The following is a 21,797-nucleotide window of genomic DNA, read 5'->3' as shown; positions in this document are numbered from 1 at the left end:
CGGTGTCGGGCAGCCGGTTCCGGCCGCGCCGATCCGAATCGACAACCTCGCCTACATCATCTACACCTCCGGATCGACGGGAAAGCCCAAGGGCGTCAGCATCACTCATCGTGGCCTGAGCGCGTTGGCGGCCGAGCAGACGGCGCGTTACGGCATCTCGGCGCAGTCGCGGACGCTGCACTTCTCCTCACCGAGCTTCGACGCATCCATCCTCGAACTGCTGCTCGCAGTCGGTGAAGGCGCGACGATGGTGATCGCCTCTCCCGACGTCTACGGCGGCCAGGACCTCGCCGAATTGGTCACCGATCACCAGGTGACCCACGCGTTCATCACACCGGCAGCGCTGACCTCGGTCGATCCCACCGGGCTGGACGTCTTGCAGTCGATCGTTGTCGGTGGCGAGGCATGCCCACCCGAACTGGTCCGTAAGTGGGCACCGGGTCGCCGATTGTTCAACGGCTACGGGCCGACGGAAACCACCGTCATGGTCTGCATCAGTGATGCCTTGAGCGTGGGGGAGACCGTGACCATCGGCGGGCCCGTCCGCGGCGTGTCCGCGGTAATTCTCGACGGCTCGGCTCAGCCGGTACCCGTCGGGGTCACCGGTGAGCTCTACATCGCCGGCCTGGGACTTGCCCGCGGCTACCTCGACCAACCCGCCTTGACGGCGACGCGATTCGTGGCAGCGCCGTTCGGCCCGGCCGGCACCCGCATGTACCGGACCGGTGACTTGGTTCGGTGGACGCCGCTCGGGACGATCGAATACGTCGGACGCTCCGATCACCAGGTGAAAGTGCGCGGATTCCGCATCGAACTGGGCGAGATCGACTCCGTCCTCAGCACTTACCCCGGCGTCGAGTTCGCGGTCACCGTGGGCGTCGACGCAGCTTCCGGTGAGACGATGTTGGCGTCGTACGTAGTGCTCGGCGCCGATGCGGTCGAGATGGACGAGTTGCTGAGCCATGCGCGCCGCTCACTGCCCGCCTTCATGGTGCCGTCGGCGATCACCCCGATCGATCACGTACCGCTGACCCCCGTCGGGAAGCTCGACCGATCGGCGCTGCCGGCGCCGACACTGCGTTCGTCCGAGCGAAGTGTCGAGCCGCTGACGACCGCGACCGAACTCCAGGTTGCCGGCGTCGTGGCGGAACTGCTGGGTATCGAACAGATCAGTGCGTCGGACAGTTTCTTCGAACTCGGTGGCAACTCACTGCTCGCCACCAGACTGGCCCAGCGACTCGGCGAGTCGTTGGGCAGGCAGGTGCCTGTCCGAATGCTGTTCGAGCACGCCGAAATTCGGGAACTTGCCACCGCGCTCGACACATCCGCCGGGGCGAAGGCGCTTCCACCGATCACCGCCGTAGACCGCCCCGAGCGAATTCCGCTGTCCTACGCGCAAGCACGCATCTGGTTCCTCAACCAGATGGATCCCGGCTCACCCGCGTACAACGTCCCTGCTGCGATCTCCCTCGACGGTGCACTCGACGTGCCGGCCCTCGAAGCTGCGGTCCTCGACGTGATCGAAAGGCACGAAATCCTGCGCACGGTGTTCCCCGACTCCGGCACCGGTCCACACCAGGTGATCCAGGATGCATTCACCTCGCTCGAGTACGGAAATGCGGACACCCGTGAACCGGCAGAGCTCGCCAGAGAATTCGCGTCGCGTGGATTCGACATCACGACCCAAGCTCCCGTTCGCGCGCTCCTGCTCGAATCGACGCCGCAGCACCACACACTTGTCATCGTGATCCACCACATCGCGGCGGACGGATGGTCGATCGCGCCGTTGATGAAGGACGTGCTCACCGCCTACGTCGCGAGAAGTTCGGGACACGCTCCCGAGTTCACCCCGCTCGAAGTGCACTACGCGGACTTCGCCATCTGGCAGCGGGAAGCGCTGGGCTCGGTGGACGAATCCGAGAGCGTGCTAGGGGCACAGGCGTCGTACTGGCGGGAGACGTTGCGGGGCGCACCTGAATTGATCGACCTTCCGAGCGATCGAGCGCGTCCGCTCACCCAGTCGTTGAGCGGTGCCCACACCGCGGTCTCGCTTCCGGCGCACACCCGGATCGCGGTCGAGGCGGTTGCCGGAGCCAATGCGGCGACGCCGTTCATGGTGTTGCACGCTGCCTATGCCGTCCTGCTGTCCAGGCTGAGTCGAAGCACGGACATCGTGATCGGATCTCCGGTCGCCGGGCGAGGACACCGCGTTCTCGACGACCTCGTGGGAATGTTCGTGGGCACGGTCGGACTGCGCACGACGGTCGACCCCGGGTCGACGTTCGTCGACGTTCTGCGTACTGTCCGCTCCGTCGATCTCGACGCCTTCGCCCACGCGGATATTCCGTTCGAGCAGGTCGTGGACGTGGTGGCGCCGACCCGGACCACCGACCGTCATCCGGTGTTCCAGACGATGATCTCGTTCCACGGCGCCCACCCGACGACGTGGGACCTGCCTGGACTTGCCGTTCGTGCCCACGAGATCACACCGGACATCGCCAAGTACGACCTGCAGTTCACCGTTGTCGAACAGACCGCGGAGGAAGGCGGCGGCTACGAGGCCTCCCTCACCTACGCGAAGGATCTCTTCGACACCGATACGGCGGAGTCGTTTGCAGTGATGCTGGAAACGATCGTCGAGACACTGACTGCCCAGCCCTCCGCCGTCGTCGGTGACGTGGATCTTGCGGGACGTCGCCTGCGTGCGTTGCCCGGACGTCCGGCCGACGATGCTTTGACCCTGCCGGAGTTGCTGCTTCGCGGCGCTGCCGATCCGCACGCCCCGGCAATCGTCGACGTCGCCACATCCGTCACGCTCACGTACGGCGAACTCGACCGACGCTCCGACGCTATGGCGTTTGCGTTGATCGCTCGCGGAATAGCGCCGGAAATGATTGTGGCACTGGCGCTTCCGAGGTCGGCCGACTATGTGATCGCGCTCTGGGCCGTAGCGAAAGCCGGCGGAGTGTTTCTTCCCGTGGATCCGGCGTACCCCGCCGAGCGGATCGAGCACATGCTCACCGACAGTGGAGCGGTACTCGGTATCACCAGGGGCGAGTATGCGGCCGACCTTCCGGGCGTCACATCGTGGATCGAGTTGGATGCGATCGAATTCACCACCGAAATCGAGGCAGTCCATTCCGAGACACTGCCGGACGCGCCACTCGAGTTCGACAACCCGGCCTACTTGATCTACACCTCGGGCTCGACAGGAAAACCCAAGGGCGTGTTGGTCACTCACGCGGGACTGGCAGCGTTTGCCGACGAACAGCGGGAGCGTTTCGGCGTCACCGCGCACTCTCGCGCTCTGAGCTTCGCCTCGACGAGCTTCGACGCGTCGGTTCTCGAGCTCCTTCTGGCTTTCGGCGCCGGCGCAACGATGGTGATAGCGCCGCCGACAGTTCTCGGCGGTGTCGAATTGCACGAACTGCTCGACGAGCAGACGATCACCCATGCTTTCGTGACTCCAGCCGCCTTGGCGACTGTCGATCCCGCCGGGCTCGACCATCTCGAAGCCGTCGTCGTCGGCGGCGACGCCTGTTCCGCCGACCTCGTATCTCGGTGGGCACCGGGGCGCCGAATGTTCAACGCGTACGGCCCGACCGAGGCCACCGTCGCAGTCACCATCAGTGATTCGCTGGTCGCGGGGGAGCCCGTGACGATCGGCGGCCCGATCCGCGGCGTGGACGCGATGATTCTCGATTCCCGACTGCACTCGGTTCCCGGCCAGGTCGTCGGTGAGCTCTACGTCAGCGGCGACGGTCTCGCCCGCGGGTACCTCGGCAACCCCGCACTCACAGCCGCGCGCTTCGTCGCCGACCCGCATGGACCCGAAGGCGCTCGGATGTACCGCACCGGGGATCTTGTGCGCGAAGATCGCTCAGGGGCACTGATCTACCTCGGACGCGCAGACCACCAGGTCAAGATCCGAGGGTTCCGAATCGAACTCGGAGAAATCGACGCGGTGCTGGCAGCGGAAGCGTCCGTGCATTCGGCTGTCAGCGTCGTCGTCGGGGAGGGCGTCGACGCTCGGATCGTCGCGTACGTCGTCCCGGCACATGCGGACTTCGACGCCGCCGCGCTACGCCGTCACGCAGGTATATCGCTGCCTGCGCACATGATCCCGTCCGCTGTTGTCGTGATCGGCGCAGTCCCGACCACACCGGCGGGCAAGCTCGATCGCAGCGCTCTGCCTGCTCCCAACTGGGAGTCGCCGAGTGGACGCAGTCCGGAAGGCAGCGACGAGATCGCGATCTGCGCTGCTTTCGCAGAGGTACTCGATCTGGCCGACGTAGACACGTACGCCGATTCGAGTTTCTTCGAACTCGGCGGCAACTCACTCATGGCAACGCGTTTGGTCGCTGCCATCAAAGAACGCACCAGCATGACCGTCCCCGTCGCGTGGATATTCTCCGACCCGACTCCGGAGGCATTGGCGCGCAGACTCTTCGAACTCGAGGCAACAGTTGTGACAAGTGACGCGGATACCTCCGCACTTGCGGTAGTCCTGCCACTACGTCCGGAAGGCCGCGCCGAGCCACTGTTCTGCATCCATCCGGCCATCGGATTGGCCTGGTGCTACGGAGCGCTCGATCGCTACGTCGACTCCAGCCGGCCGCTCTACGGCCTGCAGTCGCCGGTCCTGACGGACTCCGAATTTCGGGCGGAGCTGATCGAGGACTTCGCGGCGCGGTACGTCGAGGAAATTCGCGGAGTTCAGCCGCACGGTCCGTATCACCTGCTGGGGTGGTCGATCGGCGGATTGATCGCTCACGCGGCGGCGGTGCAGTTGCAAGCCGCGGGTGAGAGCGTCGCCGACCTGATTCTGCTCGACAGCTTCGTTCTCGAAGACCCGACGATGGCGGGCGCGCAGCCTTCTCTCGCCGAACTGATCGGCGGGTTGGGGATCTCGGTCCCGGACACCGGCGAGCGTGATCTGACACCCGAGGACGCCGAAGCACTCTTGCGCGAAGCCATCGGCGATCACCCCTTGGTCTCGAGCGATCGGATCGAGCGACTGTTCGAGGAATACTCCGCAGGCGCCGAACTGGCTCACCGATACCGCCCGGGCAAGTTCGTGGGCGATCTGCTGTTCTTCTCGGCACACGCCGACACCTTCGACCCGCTGCGAACCGCGTCGGCGTGGCGACCGTTCGTCTCCGGGGTGATCATCGACCGTCCGGTGCCCACGTCACACGCCGAAATGTTCACCGAGGCAGGTCTGGAGGCGATCGGACCCGTGATCAACCTTGCGGTCGGAACGGGTCGTCACGCGGCCCCGGACGTCGACGCAGAGTTGGACGCTCTGATCGAGGTCCAAGACGTGCGCGGCTGACTCAGGCTCGTTTCTTCCTCGGTGTGGTCGACTTCGACGAGCCGGCCTTGGAGGCGTTCGACTTCGCTTCGTCCACACTGCGCTGCAGTGCGGCAACCAGGTCGACCACCTCCGCATCGGTGCCCTCTTGGTCGACCTCGGCGGCGGGGATGACCTTCTTGCCGCCGTTCTCGATCATCTCGTCGAGCAACTGCCGCAGTTGGAGCTGGTAGTCGTCGGTGAACTCGGTCGGATCGAAATCGCCCGCCATGCTCTCGACGAGCGTCTGCGCCATCTTCAGTTCCTTGGCCTTCGGCTTCTCCACGTCGTCGAGCGAAGGGAACTCTGCTGCGCGAACTTCGTCGGGCCACAGCAACGTCTGGATCACCAGGACGCCGTCGCGAGCGCGCATCGCGGCCAGGCGCGTCTTCTGTCGCAGAGTGAAATGCACCAGTGCCGTTCGATCACTCTCGGTGAGCACAGTCGAAAGCAGGACGTACGCCTTCGGCGACGCCGAATCGGGTTCGAGGAAGTAACTCTTCTCGAACAAGATCGGATCGATCTGATCGTTCGGCACGAATTCCAGCACCGGAATCTCGTGCTTCTCCGCGGCCGGGAGTTTGTTGAAGTCCTCGTCGCTCAAGATGACGCGCGATCCGTCTTCCGAGTCGTACGCCTTGTCGATGTCCGCGAACTGAACCGTGTTTCCGCACTCGGAACACACACGGTTGTACTTGATGCGGCCACCGTCTTTTGCATGGACCTGGTGAAATCGGATGTCGTGGTCCTCGGTCGCCGAGTACACCTTGACCGGGACGTTGACCAGACCGAAGGCTATCGAGCCTTTCCAAATCGAGCGCATGCCTCCCATGATGGTCGCCGCCGGCCGTTTGCGCGAGGCAAACGATCACGGTTGATCCCGAACCGTTGCGTGTGGATGGGTCGGTTCGGGGCGTATCGAGCGGGTATCCGCTTCGAGAACCCGACTCGCACACCTGGGGGGACGCTCCGATGAGAATCCGAACCTACCGTCGACGCGTCACCGCGGCGCTGGCGATTTCACTGGTTCCACTGCTGTTTGCGCCTTTGCCCGCGAACGCAGATCCGGCACGCACCGTAACCATCAGCGTCCACTCCGATGCGATGGGCCGCGACATTCCACTCGAGGTGATCCTCCCCGCCGACACGAGCGCCCCACGGCCCACGTTGTATCTGCTCAACGGCGCCGGTGGTGGCGAGGACAGTGCAACGTGGGAAGGACGGACCGATGTCCTGGATTTCTTCGCCGACAAGAATGTCAACGTCGTGACGCCGCTGGAAGGAGCGTTCAGCTACTACACCGACTGGCAGAAAGACGATCCCGTACTCGGGCGCAACAAGTGGCAGACGTTCCTCACTCGCGAACTGCCGTCCGTCATCGATGCGCAGTTCGGTACCAACGGGGTCAACTCCATCGCGGCGATTTCGATGACGGCGACGTCGGTACTCAATCTCGCGATCTCGGCACCAGGGCTTTATCGGAGTGTCGGGGCGTACAGCGGGTGCGCGGAGACTTCCACCCAGCCGGGTCAGGACTATGTGCGGTTGGTGGTCGGCGCGCGGGGTGGCGCTGATCCGACAAACATGTGGGGACCGTTCGACGGTCCGGGGTGGCGCGAGAACGATCCGGTCGTGAACGCGGAGAAGTTGCGGGGGACCGCACTGTACGTTTCCACCGGATCCGGGCTGCCAGGTCCGCACGACAACCTTCAGGCACCCGATGTGAACGGAAATCCCGGAGCCCTCCTTAATCAGATCGTCGTCGGCGGCATCATCGAATCCGCGGTCAACGGGTGCACGCACGGCTTGGCGGACCGACTGAACGCACTGGGCATCCCCGCGACCTTCGACTTCAAGCCGACCGGAACCCACTCGTGGGGCTACTGGCAGGACGACCTACACAATTCCTGGCCGATGATCGCCGGCTCGATGGGAGCGCAGTAGTCGGTCCGGAGTGCTCACCTCAGAAACGGCGCGCGCATCAACGTCTTTCGGACGTGCCACGGTGACGATCGGAACAGGGTTGCCATCACCTTCGCCGTCGCGGACGCGTCCCGCCGATCGGACAGGTAGGACCGCTGAGCCTCGACCGGTAGATCGAAGAACGTGTCGAAGAATGTCGCGACCTCTCCCGAGCCGAGGGTGAGAAGTGCGTTCAGGCCAACGCGGCGAAGGGCAGACACCGCCTTGGCCGACCGCGGCCAGAGCGCCGCGTTGGGATCTCCACCGTCGGCGATTGCTTTGGCGACAGCGTCTGCCTCGGCGAGTGACGAGGCAACGCTGTATCCGGTTCCCGGATGCATCAGACCGCCTCGCCCGCCGAAACGGAGTACACCGTCGGGGAACGACTCCTTCGGGCCTTCGACTGCAAAACGGACCCGCTCGACCGGTGCGTCGTCGGGGACTTCGCAGCCCCGATTGCGAAGCCGGGTGCGCAGACGCGCTTCGAGTTCGCGGAGCCCCAACGCCGGCCGGCCGACGAGGCAGGTCTCCTCGAGGAGAACTCGCTCGTCATCGAGTGGGACCGCATAGAGAAACGACGGAGTGTCGGCGTCGGAGGCGCCGTTGTCTGTTCGCCAGTCCATGAACCAGGCTTCGCCACCACCCAGAATCGGATCGGCCAGAGCGCGGTCGACGATCACTCCGAAGGCGGTCTGCTGGGCGGTTGTCACCGTCAGATCGGTGCCTCGGGCGTCGATGACGACGGATCCCCTCAGCTGCGATCCGTCCACGCACAGGACGGCGGTAGGTGACAGTGTTTGAGCACGCACGGCTCTGAACTGTACGGATGTGCCCGAGAGAAATGATTGCAGTAATGATGTATTCAATACGCAATATGTGCGATCAAGCGTTTTCTGTCTGCGGGTCCACACGCTCGGGCGTTGGATCCGGCTTGCGATTACATCGACGGGCAGCCACGACGGCAGCTCGTCAGCCCACGCCGAATAGGTCGGCGTCCACACCCGATGGGGATGCGGATCGACAACGACGACGGTGAGTTGCCGGGCGATACAGCGGGTGGCGAGTGCCCGCCCGGCCGGGCCGCCACCGACGATCACCACGTCGGCGGAGGAGTTGTCTGTGCTCACGACCGGCGCACTACATCGATCCCGTTGCGAGCAGACCGCCGTCGACCCGGACCGTTTCGCCCGTGATCCACGCCGCCGCGTCGGAGACGAGGAAGCCGACCAGACCGGCAACGTCCTCGGGGGTGCCGAGCCGCTTCATCGGGTAGCCCGCCGACGCCTTGTCCTCGCCGGCAGCGACCAGGGCTGCCGCGAACTGCGTCTTGACGATCCCGGGAGCTACGGCGTTGACACGAATCTTCGGTCCCAATTGCCAGGCCAGTTCTTCCGTCAGGCGGATGAGCGCAGCCTTCGACGCGCCGTACGCCGCGATGACGCCCGTCGACCGGATCCCGGCCACACTTGCCAGGTTCACGACGGCTCCACCGTGTTCGCCCATCCATGCCCGATGTGCTTGCTGGACGTAACCGAGGGCGGCAACCACATTCACGTCGAAGATCTTGCGCACGGCGTCGAGGTCCGCTTCCATGAGCGAACCGAAGACGGGGTTGATTCCGGTGTTGTTGACCAGAATGTCGAGTGAACCGAATTCGGACACGGCGCGGTCGACGGCACCGGAGCGGGCTTCGGCATCGGCTGCGTTGCCCGCGAATGCGACGACCTTTCCGCCGTGCCCCAGAGCGGACAGCTCGGATGCGGCGGCCTCGAGGGGCTCCGGCTTGCGGGCTGTGATCAAGACGTCGGCACCGCGAGCGAGGAGTTCGGCGGCGACAGCTTTGCCGATTCCGCGACTTGCGCCGGTGACGATGGCGGCACGGCCTTCGAGGTCGCGAGGACGAGTGCTGTTTTCGCTAGTCATGTCCCGAACGTTAGCGGACTCACACGCTGCTGGTCGGAACGACCGTCAGGTCACGGTAAAATCGATAGTTCTTGTGTCTGTAGTCAGGCATTGTTTACCCGTATTCGTCGTTTTTCCTGAGGAGTTTGCTTGATTACCGCCACTGACCTCGAAGTTCGTGCCGGTGTCCGCACCCTTCTCACGGCTCCCGGGCCTTCGTTGCGCATCCAGCCGGGCGACCGGATCGGACTCGTCGGACGTAACGGAGCCGGAAAGACGACCACACTGCGCATCCTCGCCGGCGAAGGTGAGGCATATGCCGGAAGCGTCGTACGTACCGGTGAACTCGGATACCTCCCGCAGGACCCCAAAGAGGGCGACCTGAGCGTCCTCGCCAAGGACCGGGTTCTCTCCGCACGTGGCCTCGACACGATGCTCCGCGAGATGGAGAAGCAGCAGATTCTGATGGGCGAGGTGCTCGATCAGGAATCGCAGGACCGCGCGGTCAAGAAGTACGGCCAGCTCGAGGATCGGTTCTCGGCCCTCGGCGGATACGAAGCCGAGAGTGAAGCTGCACGCATCACCAGCAGCCTCGGTCTCGAAGACCGCATTCTCGGGCAGCCGCTCAGCACGCTGTCTGGCGGTCAGCGTCGTCGCGTCGAATTGGCGCGCATCCTCTTCGCCGCCTCCGACGGCAGCGGTGCCCGCTCGGACACGACTCTGCTGCTCGACGAGCCCACCAACCATCTCGACGCCGACTCCATCACCTGGCTGCGTGGCTTCCTCCAGAACCACGAGGGTGGACTGGTGGTCATCAGCCACGACGTCGACCTGCTCAACGACGTCGTCAACCGCGTGTGGTTCCTCGACGCCGTCCGCGGTGAGGCCGACGTATACAACATGAACTGGAAGAAGTACCTCGACGCTCGTGCCACGGACGAGCAGCGTCGTCGCCGCGAGCGCGCCAACGCCGAGAAGAAGGCCGGTGCGCTGAGGATTCAGGCCGCCAAGATGGGCGCAAAGGCAACCAAGGCCGTCGCGGCTCAGAACATGGCCAAGCGAGCCGACAAATTGATGGCCAACCTCGATGCCGAACGTGTCTCGGACAAGGTTGCGCGGATTCGTTTCCCCGAACCCGCCGCTTGTGGCAAGACTCCGCTGATGGGCAAGAACCTCACCAAGGTGTACGGCTCGCTCGAGATCTTCACCGGTGTCGATCTCGCGATCGATCGTGGGTCTCGTGTGGTGATCCTCGGACTCAACGGTGCAGGTAAGACCACACTGCTCCGCATCCTCGCGGGCGCGGAGAAAGCGGACGCTGGTGAGCTGATCGCCGGTCACGGACTCAAGGTCGGCTACTTCGCTCAGGAGCACGACACCCTCGACGACGACGCGTCCGTGTGGGAGAACATCCGCCACGCCGCGCCGGACACAGGGGAGCAGGAACTGCGTTCGCTGCTCGGTGCCTTCATGTTCACCGGCCCGCAACTCGAACAGCCGGCCGGAACGCTCTCGGGTGGTGAGAAGACGCGTTTGGCTCTGGCCGGTCTGGTGTCTTCGGCTGCCAACGTTCTGCTTCTCGACGAGCCCACCAACAACCTGGACCCGATCTCACGCGAGCAGGTGCTCGACGCGCTCCGCAGCTACACCGGCGCCGTCGTCCTGGTCACCCACGATCCGGGTGCTGCCGAGGCCCTCAACCCCGAGCGAGTCATCCTCCTGCCCGACGGCAACGAGGACCACTGGTCGCAGGAATACCTCGAGCTGATCCAGCTCGCCTAAACCCCTGTGCGCCTTTTTGGTAGTGGGAACTACCAAAAAGGCGCACAGGGGCGAAGCCCCTCAATCTCTCCGCCGCACCGATTCCTCGACCAGATCGAGAACCGCTGACAGGTTGTCGACGCCGTGGCCGGAGGCGATTCTCGCGACCAGGCCGTCCATCACCAGATCCAGGTATCCGATCAGAATTTCGGTGGGGACGTCGTCACGGAGTCTGCCTGCCGATTTCTGTCTGGCGAGACGCGCACTGGTCGCTTCCGTCAGTTCTACGGAGCGCTGTGACCACTTCTCGCGGAAATCGGCGTCGTTGCGCAGTCGACGCGCTATCTCCAGTCGCGTTCCCAGCCAATCGAATTGGTCGGGCTGCGCGAGCATGTCCCGCATGACCTGGACGAGGCCCTCTTCGGCGACGACATCTGCCATCCGGCTCGCATCCTCGCTTGCGAGAGCGAGGAACAGGCCGTCCTTGTCCTTGAAGTGATGGAAGATCGCTCCGCGGGACAAACCGGTGACTTCTTCGAGACGGCGAACTGTGGCGCCGTCGTAGCCGTATTCCGCAAAGCAGCGGCGGGCGCCGTCAAGGATCTGACTGCGCCGTGCCGCGAGATGGTCTTCACTGACCTTGGGCACGGGCATCCCTCCTTTGTCGGGTTGCCTGTGAACACTTTCGGCCGTAGGCGCTGAATGTCGACTCAGTGCACAAAGCGCTCACGACCACCGATGAAACCTGGTTCGCCTTCCGGCGAAAGTGGTCGTGAGCGCTTTGTGACCCGTCAGGGGCCGAAAGTGCTCACAGGCACGTAGTGCCTACTAGCCGCGGATCATGTTGCGAAGCACGTACTGCAGGATGCCGCCGTTGCGGTAGTAATCCGCTTCGCCGGGGGTATCGATGCGTACGACTGCGTCGAACACGACCTTCTCGCCGTTCTCGCGCGTCGCCGTGACCTTCATGGTCTTAGGGGTGACGCCCTCGTTGAGCTTCTCGACACCTTCGATGTCGAAGGTCTCGGTGCCGTCGAGCTTGAGCGAACCTGCGGACTCGCCGACCGGGAACTGCAGCGGGACAACGCCCATGCCGATCAGGTTGGAGCGGTGGATGCGCTCGAACGACTCGGTGATGACGGCCTTGACGCCGAGCAGGCTCGTGCCCTTGGCTGCCCAGTCACGCGAGGATCCGGAGCCGTACTCCTTGCCGCCCAGGACGACCAGCGGGATGCCGGCTGCCTGGTAGTTCTGCGACGCGTCGTAGATGAATGCCTGCGGTGCGCCTTCCTGCGTGAAGTCGCGGGTGTAACCACCCGAGACGTCGTCGAGGAGCTGGTTGCGCAGACGGATGTTCGCGAACGTTCCGCGAATCATGACCTCGTGGTTACCGCGACGCGAGCCGAGCGAGTTGTAATCCGCACGCTCGACGCCATGGGAGTCGAGGTACTGCGCAGCGGGGGTACCGACCTTGATCGGACCTGCCGGGCTGATGTGGTCGGTGGTGACCGAGTCGCCGAGCAGTGCGAGGACGCGAGCGCCCTTGATGTCCTTGACCGGAGCCGGATCCATCGTCATGCCGTCGAAGTAAGGTGGCTTCCGCACGTAGGTGGAGTTCTCGTCCCACTCGAAGGTGTCACCCTTCGGGGTTTCGAGGTTCTGCCAGCGGCTGTCGCCCGCAAAGATGGTTGCGTACGACTTGCGGAACATGTCCTGGTCGATCGAGGACTTGATGGTCTCTTCGATTTCCTGCGTGGACGGCCAGATGTCCTTGAGGTAGACGGGGTTTCCGTCGGTGTCGTTACCGAGCGAATCGGTCTCGAAGTCGAAGTCCATGGTTCCGGCGAGGCCGTAGGCAATCACGAGCGGCGGGGAAGCCAGGTAGTTCATCTTGACGTCGGGGGAGATACGTCCCTCGAAGTTACGGTTACCCGAGAGCACCGCGGTGACCGAGAGGTCGTTGTCGTTGATCGCCTTCGAGACTGCCTCGGGCAGCGGTCCGGTGTTACCGATGCACGTGGTGCAGCCGTAACCACCGAGGTAGTAACCGAGCTTCTCGAGGTACGGCCACAGGCCGGCCTTCTCGTAGTAGTCGGTGACGACCTGCGAACCGGGAGCCATGTTGGTCTTGACCCACGGCTTGGTGGCGAGGCCCTTTTCGACGGCGTTGCGTGCGAGCAGTGCAGCGCCGAGCATGACCGACGGGTTGGACGTGTTGGTGCAGGAGGTGATACCTGCAACGACGACGGCGCCGTGGTCGAGAACGAACTCACCGGCGTCGGACTTGACGACGACCGGCTTGCTCGGACGGCCTTCTGCACCGTTGGCAGCAGAGAGAACGTCGACCGCTCCGTCGTCGGCAAACGACAGAACCGCGGGATCGGAAGCCGGGAAGGACTCTTCGACGGCCTCGTCGAGCTGGGTGTGCTCGGTCGGGTGGTTCTCTTCCACGTAGTTGTGGATGTCCTTGCGGAACGCAGTCTTGGACTCCGACAACAGGATTCGGTCCTGCGGGCGCTTCGGGCCGGCGATCGAGGGAACAACGCTTCCCAGATCCAGCTCGATGTACTCCGAGAAGACGGGTTCCTTGTCGGGGTTGTGCCACAGGCCCTGTTCCTTGGCGTACGCCTCGACGAGAGCGAGCTGCTCGTCGCTGCGGCCGGTGAGGCGCAGGTATTCGATGGTCTCGGCGTCGATCGGGAAGATCGCTGCGGTGGAACCGAATTCGGGGCTCATGTTGCCCAGCGTCGCGCGGTTCGCGAGCGGAACCTCGGCAACACCGTTGCCGTAGAACTCGACGAACTTGCCGACGACGCCGTGCTTACGGAGCATCTCGGTGGCGGTGAGCACGACGTCGGTTGCGGTGACGCCGGGCTTGATCTCACCGGAGAGCTTGAAGCCGACGACGCGGGGGATCAGCATGGAGACGGGCTGGCCGAGCATTGCTGCCTCGGCCTCGATGCCGCCGACGCCCCAGCCGAGCACGCCGAGGCCGTTGACCATCGTGGTGTGCGAGTCGGTGCCGACACAGGTGTCGGGGTATGCCTGTCCGTTACGCGACATGACGGTGGGTGCCAGGTACTCGATGTTGACCTGGTGAACGATGCCCATTCCCGGGGGGACGACCTTGAAGTCGTCGAATGCGCCCTGGCCCCAACGGAGGAACTGGTAACGCTCGCCGTTGCGCTCGTATTCGAGGTCGACGTTGCGCTCGAGTGCGTCGGCCTGGCCGAAGACGTCGAGGATGACCGAGTGGTCGATGACCATGTCGGCGGGGGAGAGCGGGTTGACCTTGTTCGGGTCGCCACCGAGGGTGGTGACGGCCTCACGCATGGTGGCGAGGTCGACGATGCAAGGAACGCCGGTGAAGTCCTGCATGATCACGCGGGCAGGCGTGAACTGGATTTCGATGCTCGGCTCGGCTGAGGGATCCCAGCTTGCGATTGCGCGGATGTGATCCGCGGTGATGTTGGCGCCGTCTTCGGTGCGGAGAAGGTTCTCGGCGAGAACCTTCAAGGAATAGGGCAATTTCTCGGTGCCGGGGACGGCCGAGAGGCGGAAGATCTCGTAAGAGTTCTCACCGACCTCGAGGGTTCCCTTGGCTCCGAATGAATCGATACTGGTGCTCACGTCTGCTCCACTCGTCTATGAGGGTCGCTACCGACGGGGCTGTGTCGGCAGCTGAAGCGAGGTACTTCGGCCGGGAAGATCCTCCGTAGCTCACGCCAATCGCACAGTTCGCGTGAGAACTGTCCGAACATCGGAGCTGCAGTAGAACCTGTCCTGACCGGTGGTACCTCTTGGTCCAAGTCTAACAGTACGCTTGTCCTGTGAGAATTCAGGGCAAGTTGACCGAAACAATCTTCATGCAGACTGCGGGCCTGCGCAACGCAGGCTTGGCTGGGTGACCGCACCCACAGCTACCGCTCGGGCGGCACGCGCGGCGGTTGTGTGTGACGCCTGGTGGCAGTCGACCTGAAGTAGGGTGCATGCAGGCCCGTCGCGGGTCGGCCGCCGAAAAACGACCTCGGAAGAACTCCCCGCATCTCAGCGGTGGACGGAATCCGAACAGCACCCGGATGAGAGATGTCTGCTCCTACAAATCACGCTTTTGCGCCTGTGCACGTGAAGTCCCCGTTGCACGTCGCTGTTCCGTCGGACGTCGATCTCGACGACGTGCTCGCGGACATTTCGACGGACGGCGTCTCCGCCCCCGCGGATGATGTTGCGGGGCTGACCGCGGTGGTGACCGACGCTCGTGAACGTGGTGTCGACTTGAGCGTCGTAGTAGTCGACGCAAATCCGGGCCGGCCGTCCGATCTTCGAGACCTGGCCACGACGGTCGGCAAAACAGAAGGCGGAACGGTTCTCGTTCTGAGCCCTGACTGGATGGGTAGCTACAGCGATTCGATCAGTCGAGTGCAGCTCGAAACTGCACAGGACCGATCTTTCGGCGAAAGCGCAAGCGTGACCGCGGACCGCTTCTCGCACGAGATCGTGGCGCCAGGTCCGCCGTGGACGCTTTACACGGTCCTTGTCATCGCAGTGGTGGCGGTTATTGCCGGAATTACCTTTGCCGTCAAGTGGCGGCGAGAGCCAGAAAACGCGCAAACCAGACATATCGCCTCGACTTCGGAAACACCAGCACCATCCGACCACCGGGCCGATTCCGTCTGACCTTGGTCCTTTTGCGAGATTTTCAGTAACTCGTCGAAAACAGGTACTCACTGCTGTTTGCGGTGAGTACCTGCCCTTTTTGGTGCCTGCATGCCATTCGACCAGCTCAAATACCGTTTGTGTTATTTGTGGCTAAAGTTTCCAAAGAACGCTTGAGTGTCGTACGGTACAACTGGCACTTTTTGGGGAAGAAGTGTCGCAGACAGGCTGATGTTGTTCGACGCGTACTTGTCGGTTGCCTCGTTCTCGAGGTGTCGACGGTGGCGTTCGTACGGCACGTCCAGGTCGACGAGCAGCTCTCGGGCTGTGGGCGACCGGTGCTTGGTCTGCGCATTCCCTCCCCGCACGGATCGGCGACCCAGCGGGCCGTGGCGTTACACGCGAGGGAGAGTTATTTGTGAGGCAAGTAACACGTGGCGGCGAGTCCCGTCGTGGTCCTTCCCGTAAATCGATGCGCCTGGCGCAACTGGTCATCGGATTCGGCGTCGTCGGATCCCTGATCGTCGGGACGCCGGCCATGTCCTCGGCCGTACCGCCACCGCCGCCGAATCCGAGTGACTCGGATATCGCCGCGGCAGATTCGCAGGTCTCGTCGAGCGTCGGCACCGTCAGCGCGCTCATCAATCAAGTCGCATCGGCAAACGAACAGTTGTCGGCACTCGACAACGAAGTTGCGATCAAGCGTGAAGACGTCAACAAGACTCTCGTGGATCTGCAGAACGCTCGCGGCGCCGCAGACTCCGCAGCGCAGGCCGTCGGAGTCACGAAACAAGCTCTGAAGGACGCGTCGGCGCAGATCGAGGTCGCTCAGACGGACTTCGACAAGTACGCACGCTCGAGCTACGTCAAGGGCACCAATACTGCGTCGATCTCGTCGTTCCTCGACGCCAAGGGTCCTGGCGACGTTCTCGACCGCGCGCAGGTCCTCAAGCTTCTCGCCAATACGCAGAGTGCAGTGCTCGACGGTCTCCAGCGAGCACGTACCGAGCAGGCGAACAAGGATTCCGCGACCCGCCAGGCCAAGCAGCAGGCCGATGCCGCCGCCGAGGTCGCCGCGCAGCTGAAGGATCTGGCGGAGCAGGCGATTCAGATCGCGCGCAACGCTCTCGATCAGCAGGTAGCCAAGAAGGCCGCGATCGAAGCCGAGCGCAACTCTGCCCAGGCTCAGCTCGACGCCGCCCGCAACGCCGTCGCCGGCTTGCAGGGTCAACGCCAGGCATACGCGACCTGGGACGAACAGCGCCGTGCCGAGGAAGCTCATCAGAAGGCTCTCGAAGCCGCGGCCAAGGAAGCGGCCGCTCAGGCCGCCGCCCGTGCCGCAGCCGACCAGGCAGCCAAGGATCGAGCTGCCGCACTGGCAGCGGCCCAGCGTCCGCACACCGCGGTCGAAGACCCGACTCCGACCGTCATCCCGGACGACGACGACACCTGGACTGACGAAGAAACAGGGACCGACGAGGAAACAGGCACGGACGAAGAGACCGGCACCGACGAGGAAACGGTCACGACGCCCAAGCCCACCACCCCGAAGCCGACGACGCCGAAACCCACCACTCCGAAGCCTTCCGTTACCGGAAGCGCTGCAATCGAATCCGTCATCGACCGCGGAATGTCTCAGCTAGGCGTGCAGTATGCCTGGGGCGGCGGCGACGAGAACGGACCGACGCGAGGCATCCGTGACGGCGGCGTCGCTGACAGTTACGGCGACTTCAACAAGGTCGGGTTCGACTGCTCCGGCTTGATGATTTATGCCTTTGCCGGCATCGGGATCTCGCTGCCGCACTACACCGGCTACCAGTACACCGCAGGCACTCAGGTTCCGTCTTCGGAGATGAAGCGCGGCGACATGATCTTCTACGGCCCCAACGCCAGCCAACACGTGGCGCTCTACCTCGGTAACGGTCAGATGCTCGAGGCACCACAATCCGGTTCGAGTGTCATGGTCTCACCGGTTCGGTGGGGCGGAATGACGCCGTACGCCGTCCGACTGGTGTCCTGACCGTCAGAGGAAATGCCGCTGACACCCGCATTGTCAGGGAAGTATCAAGTTCCCGACGTGGTGTTACGGCATCGAGCGCAACTACCTGGAATAGTTGACGGGGAACACGTTACTGTCGGTACTTTTCTAGGTGAAAGCGATGGATTCTTGGTGACCTCACGTGAAGATTCGGTCGGAACGGTCGACGTAAGCAAGGCGAGTGGAAGTGCGGACGGAGCAGCACCTTCCCTGGCAGCCGACGTTCAGACCTTGGAACGAGCGATTTACGAGGTCAAGCGAGTCATCGTCGGGCAGGACCGGCTTGTCGAGCGCATTCTCGTCGGACTTCTCGCCAAGGGGCACGTCCTCCTCGAAGGCGTACCCGGTGTCGCCAAGACGCTGGCCGTCGAGACTTTCGCGAAGGTCGTCGGCGGTTCGTTCTCCCGCGTCCAGTTCACCCCGGACCTGGTGCCCACCGACCTGATCGGCACGCGCATCTACCGTCAGGGCCGCGAGGAGTTCGACACCGAACTCGGCCCCGTCGTCGCCAACTTCGTGTTGGCCGACGAGATCAACCGTGCCCCGGCCAAGGTGCAGTCCGCGCTCCTCGAGGTGATGGCAGAACGCCACGTCTCGATCGGTGGCAAGCGGTACCACATGCCCGATCCGTTCCTGGTGATGGCGACGCAGAACCCCATCGAGAACGAGGGCGTCTACCCGCTCCCCGAAGCGCAGCGCGACCGCTTCCTGTTCAAGATCCTCGTCGATTACCCGACAGTGGAGGAAGAACGCGAAATCGTCTACCGGATGGGCGTGGCAGCGCCGGAGCCGCACCAGATCCTCGGTCCGGAGGAGTTGGTCAGGCTCCAACGCGTCGCCAGCAACGTCTTCGTTCACCACGCGCTCGTCGATTACGTTGTCCGGGTCATCGCCGCTACGCGTACTCCGCGTGAAGTCGGACTCGAGGACGTCGCAGGCTGGATCGCGTACGGCGCCTCACCCCGCGCGACGCTCGGCATCATCGCCGCGTCGCGGGCCCTCGCTCTCGTCCGCGGGCGCGACTACGTAGTGCCGCAGGACGTCATCGAGGTGATCCCGGACGTGTTGCGTCACCGTCTCGTTCTTTCCTACGACGCCATGGCCGACGAGGTGACTCCCGACGCCGTCATCGCCCGGGTGCTGCAGACCGTCGGACTGCCGCAGATCGCCGCGCGGCCGGTCCCCACCGTTCCCGGTCCGCCCCAGCAGGGCGCACCACAAGCACCGCAGTTCAACGCACCGGGCACAGCTAACCCACAGGGCACAGCTAATCCGCAGGGCAACGGCGCGCCGATCGCGACCGCTGAGACGATGAGTCGCCCGCAGTGACCGAAGGCCGCGACGGTGGCCAGGCGACACCCGCCGGATCCACCGGTTCTCCGCCGTCGTTCCGATCCGGCGAGCTCAGCGACCCGAAACTCACCGCTGCGCTGCGCACCCTCGAGCTGACGGTTCGCCGCCGCCTGGACGGTGTGCTGCACGGCGATCATCTCGGCCTGATTCCCGGTCCGGGTTCGGAGCCGGGAGATGCCCGCGAGTACCAGCCGGGCGACGACGTGCGGCAGATGGACTGGTCCGTCACCGCACGGACGACGCACCCACACGTGCGTCAGTCTGTCGCAGATCGTGAGCTCGAGACGTGGCTCGTCATCGACTTGTCCGCAAGTCTCGACTTCGGGACCGCTGGATGCGAGAAGCGCGACCTGGTCGTCGCCGCAGCCGCGGCCATCACTCACCTGACCAGTTCGGGCGGTAACCGCGTCGGCGCCATCATCTCGACCGGCGCACAGACAACTCGAATTCCGGCCCGCGGTGGGCGAATTCACGCACAGGCGATGCTCCGCAAGATCGCGACGACTCCGCACGCGCCGGACGGGGTACGCGGTGATCTGGTCGGCGCGATCGAAGCGCTCAGACGCCCACAGCGTCGGCGCGGACTCGCGGTCGTCATCAGCGACTTCCTCGGACCGATCGACTGGGAACGCTCGCTGCGCGCCATTTCAGGACGGCACGACGTGCTCGGTGTGGAAGTGGTCGATCCGCGAGACCTCGAACTGCCCGACGTGGGTGACGTGGTGCTCCACGATCCCGAGTCCGGCCGGACCAGAGAATTCACCACGACGCCGCAACTGCGCGCCGACTTCGCCAGAGTCGCCGCCGAGCACCGCGTCGAGGTCAGGCAAGCTCTACGTCGTTGCGGCGCACCGCTCATGTCCCTGCACACCGATCGGGACTGGATCGCCGACGTCGTGAGATTCATCTCGGCACGCCGACACAGTTATGGTGCCGGCGCCGGAACTGGGGGCGTTCGTTCGTGAGTCTTTCTCAATTCACCGCACCGTGGTGGCTGCTGTTCCTCGCTGTCATCGCCGCGTTGGTGGTCGGTTACGTACTCGTGCAGAAGCAGCGAGCCAAGCACACACTTCGGTTCACGAACTTCGCACTGTTGGAGAAGGTCGCGCCTTCGCGGCCCGGGCGGTGGCGTCATATTCCGGCGATTCTGATGGTCATCGCATTGGTGTTCTTCACCGTCGCCCTTGCCGGTCCGACGGCAGACAAGAAGGTCCCGCGAAACCGCGCCACGGTGATCCTCGTGATCGACGTGTCGCTGTCGATGCAGGCCACCGACGTCGAGCCGACGCGATTGGCAGCAGCGCAGGAAGCTGCGAAGTCGTTCGCCGACGGTCTGACTCCCGGCATCAACCTCGGGTTGGTCGCATTTGCCGGAACGGCTTCGGTTCTGGTGTCGCCCACCACGAATCGTGACGCGACGAAGGTCGCCATCGACAACCTCAAGCTCAGTGAGCGAACGGCGACGGGCGAAGCGATCTTCACCTCGTTGCAGTCGATCGACACGCTGTCGGCTGTTCTCGGCGGTAGCGATCAGGCGCCACCGGCGCGCATCGTGTTGCTGTCCGACGGTAAGCAGACCGTTCCCGAAAACTCGGACGATCCGCGGGGCGGATTCACCGCTGCCCGTCAGGCCAAGGACAAGGGCGTTCCGATCTCGACCATTTCCTTCGGAACGACATACGGGCGAGTCGAGATCGAAGGAGACCGAATCCCCGTCCCGGTCGACGACGCGTCATTGAAGGAGATCGCCAACCTTTCCGGCGGAAGTTTCTTCACGGCATCGAGCCTCGAAGAACTGCGCCAGGTGTACGACACGCTCGAAGAGCAGATCGGTTTCGAGACGACACGAGGCGATGCGAGTCGACCGTGGTTGGTTCTCGGCGTCGTGTTCGCGACCGCTGGTCTGACGATTGCCCTGGTACGCAGGCAGCGTCTGCCCTGATCGAGAGCAGTTCCGAATTGTCCAAATACCGCTGGTACGCGGCCCGCAGAGAATTGATAGGTTGATCGCCATGTCTACCCCTCCCACGACAGTGGTTTCCGAACGGACCGTCACCACACCGCGCTCGGTGCTCGTCACCGGCGGTAACCGCGGAATCGGCTTGGCCGTCGCTCAGCGGCTCGCCGCAGACGGCCACAAGGTAGCCGTCACGCACCGCGGTTCCGGTGTCCCCGAAGGGTTGTTCGGCGTCGTGTGCGACGTCACCGACACCGAGTCGATCGACCGTGCGTTCAAAGAGGTCGAAGCGCACCAGGGGCCGGTCGAGGTCATCGTCGCCAATGCCGGCGTCACCGACGACACACTGATCATGCGAATGAGCGAAGAGCAGTTCACGAGCGTCGTCGACGCGAACCTCACCGGTACGTTCCGCCTCTCGAAGCGTGCGACCCGTTCGATGCTGCGCGCGCGTTTCGGACGGTTCATCTTCCTCGGCTCTGTGGTGGGTCTGGCAGGACAAGCCGGCCAGGTCAACTACGCCGCGTCCAAAGCAGGCATCGTCGGTATCGCTCGTTCCCTGACAAGGGAACTCGGCTCACGTTCGATCACCGCCAACGTCGTCGCTCCCGGGTTCATCGAGACCGACATGACGGCAGCACTGGGCGACGACGTCAAGGACAAGGCCACCGAGTTCATCCCGTTGCAGCGGACCGGAAAGCCGGAAGATGTTGCAGCAGTTGTCAGTTTCCTCGCCTCCGACGATTCGGCCTACGTCTCGGGTGCGGTCATCCCCGTCGACGGTGGACTCGGCATGGGGCACTGACCCGCTTTTC

14 protein-coding genes are annotated in these 21,797 nt (G+C 63.9%); 9 read left to right on the top strand and 5 right to left on the bottom strand.

The annotated features are described in order from the left end of the window. The coding region (locus QM609_RS17435) for a non-ribosomal peptide synthetase (protein WP_283337321.1) at positions 1-5,335 on the top strand (5,335 nt) is incomplete at its 5' end. Position 5,336: 1 nt separating this feature from the next. On the opposite strand, the gene ku is transcribed toward QM609_RS17435, so the two are convergent. Further along, positions 5,337-6,176, bottom strand: a complete 840-nt coding sequence (gene ku, locus QM609_RS17430; RefSeq protein WP_172932851.1) for a non-homologous end joining protein Ku — start codon at positions 6,174-6,176, stop codon at positions 5,337-5,339. A 149-nt stretch (positions 6,177-6,325) separates the two neighbouring features. On the opposite strand from ku, the gene QM609_RS17425 reads away from it, so the two are divergent. Further along, on the top strand, positions 6,326-7,297 hold the full coding sequence (locus QM609_RS17425) for an alpha/beta hydrolase (RefSeq protein ID WP_050656498.1): 972 nt from the start codon (positions 6,326-6,328) through the stop codon (positions 7,295-7,297). Positions 7,298-7,311: 14 nt separating this feature from the next. Here QM609_RS17425 and QM609_RS17420 read toward each other — a convergent pair whose 3' ends face one another. Further along, positions 7,312-8,442 (bottom strand): lycopene cyclase family protein, encoded by a 1,131-nt coding sequence (locus tag QM609_RS17420; protein ID WP_050656499.1) that lies wholly within the window; start codon positions 8,440-8,442, stop codon positions 7,312-7,314. 10 nt (positions 8,443-8,452) lie between these two features. Further along, positions 8,453-9,238 (bottom strand): SDR family oxidoreductase, encoded by a 786-nt coding sequence (locus QM609_RS17415; RefSeq protein ID WP_047270400.1) that lies wholly within the window; start codon positions 9,236-9,238, stop codon positions 8,453-8,455. Between the two features lie 129 nt (positions 9,239-9,367). Here QM609_RS17415 and QM609_RS17410 point away from each other — a divergent pair, with 129 nt between their 5' ends. Continuing rightward, positions 9,368-10,999 (top strand): ABC-F family ATP-binding cassette domain-containing protein, encoded by a 1,632-nt coding sequence (locus tag QM609_RS17410; protein ID WP_003944932.1) that lies wholly within the window; start codon positions 9,368-9,370, stop codon positions 10,997-10,999. A 60-nt stretch (positions 11,000-11,059) separates the two neighbouring features. Here QM609_RS17410 and QM609_RS17405 read toward each other — a convergent pair whose 3' ends face one another. Further along, a complete protein-coding gene (locus tag QM609_RS17405) occupies positions 11,060-11,626 on the bottom strand; it encodes a TetR/AcrR family transcriptional regulator (protein ID WP_003944970.1) in 567 nt (188 codons plus the stop codon). Positions 11,627-11,806: 180 nt separating this feature from the next. Beyond that, positions 11,807-14,608, bottom strand: a complete 2,802-nt coding sequence (acnA, locus tag QM609_RS17400) for an aconitate hydratase AcnA (RefSeq protein ID WP_050656500.1) — start codon at positions 14,606-14,608, stop codon at positions 11,807-11,809. 456 nt (positions 14,609-15,064) lie between these two features. On the opposite strand from acnA, the gene QM609_RS17395 reads away from it, so the two are divergent. The 6 genes from QM609_RS17395 (at position 15,065) to fabG1 (ending at position 21,787) form a co-directional block, all read left to right on the top strand. Further along, entirely contained in the window at positions 15,065-15,655 is a 591-nt protein-coding gene (locus tag QM609_RS17395; RefSeq protein ID WP_021332993.1) for an Rv1476 family membrane protein, read from the top strand. A 451-nt stretch (positions 15,656-16,106) separates the two neighbouring features. Beyond that, positions 16,107-17,654: an NlpC/P60 family protein gene (locus QM609_RS17390; protein WP_003944866.1), complete on the top strand. Its 1,548-nt coding sequence runs from the start codon at positions 16,107-16,109 to the stop codon at positions 17,652-17,654. Positions 17,655-17,804: 150 nt separating this feature from the next. Continuing rightward, a complete protein-coding gene (locus tag QM609_RS17385; RefSeq protein WP_003944917.1) occupies positions 17,805-19,001 on the top strand; it encodes an AAA family ATPase in 1,197 nt (398 codons plus the stop codon). Then, the gene (locus tag QM609_RS17380) at positions 18,998-19,990 is read left to right on the top strand and encodes a DUF58 domain-containing protein (RefSeq protein WP_003944991.1); all 993 of its coding nucleotides are present in this window, start codon (positions 18,998-19,000) and stop codon (positions 19,988-19,990) included. Before QM609_RS17385 ends, QM609_RS17380 begins: the two co-directional genes overlap by 4 nt. After that, positions 19,987-20,967, top strand: a complete 981-nt coding sequence (locus tag QM609_RS17375) for a VWA domain-containing protein (RefSeq protein ID WP_003944878.1) — start codon at positions 19,987-19,989, stop codon at positions 20,965-20,967. Before QM609_RS17380 ends, QM609_RS17375 begins: the two co-directional genes overlap by 4 nt. Positions 20,968-21,037: 70 nt before the next feature. Beyond that, positions 21,038-21,787, top strand: coding sequence for a 3-oxoacyl-ACP reductase FabG1 (fabG1, locus tag QM609_RS17370; protein ID WP_007727875.1), 750 nt, complete (start codon positions 21,038-21,040; stop codon positions 21,785-21,787). Positions 21,788-21,797 lie beyond the last annotated feature (10 nt).

It is taken from the genome of Rhodococcus sp. IEGM 1302 (assembly GCF_030056935.1).
In the GTDB taxonomy this organism is placed as follows: domain Bacteria; phylum Actinomycetota; class Actinomycetes; order Mycobacteriales; family Mycobacteriaceae; genus Rhodococcus_F; species Rhodococcus_F qingshengii.
The sequence above is the reverse complement of the archived record's forward strand: the minus strand, read 5'-3'. Positions and strand labels throughout refer to the sequence as shown.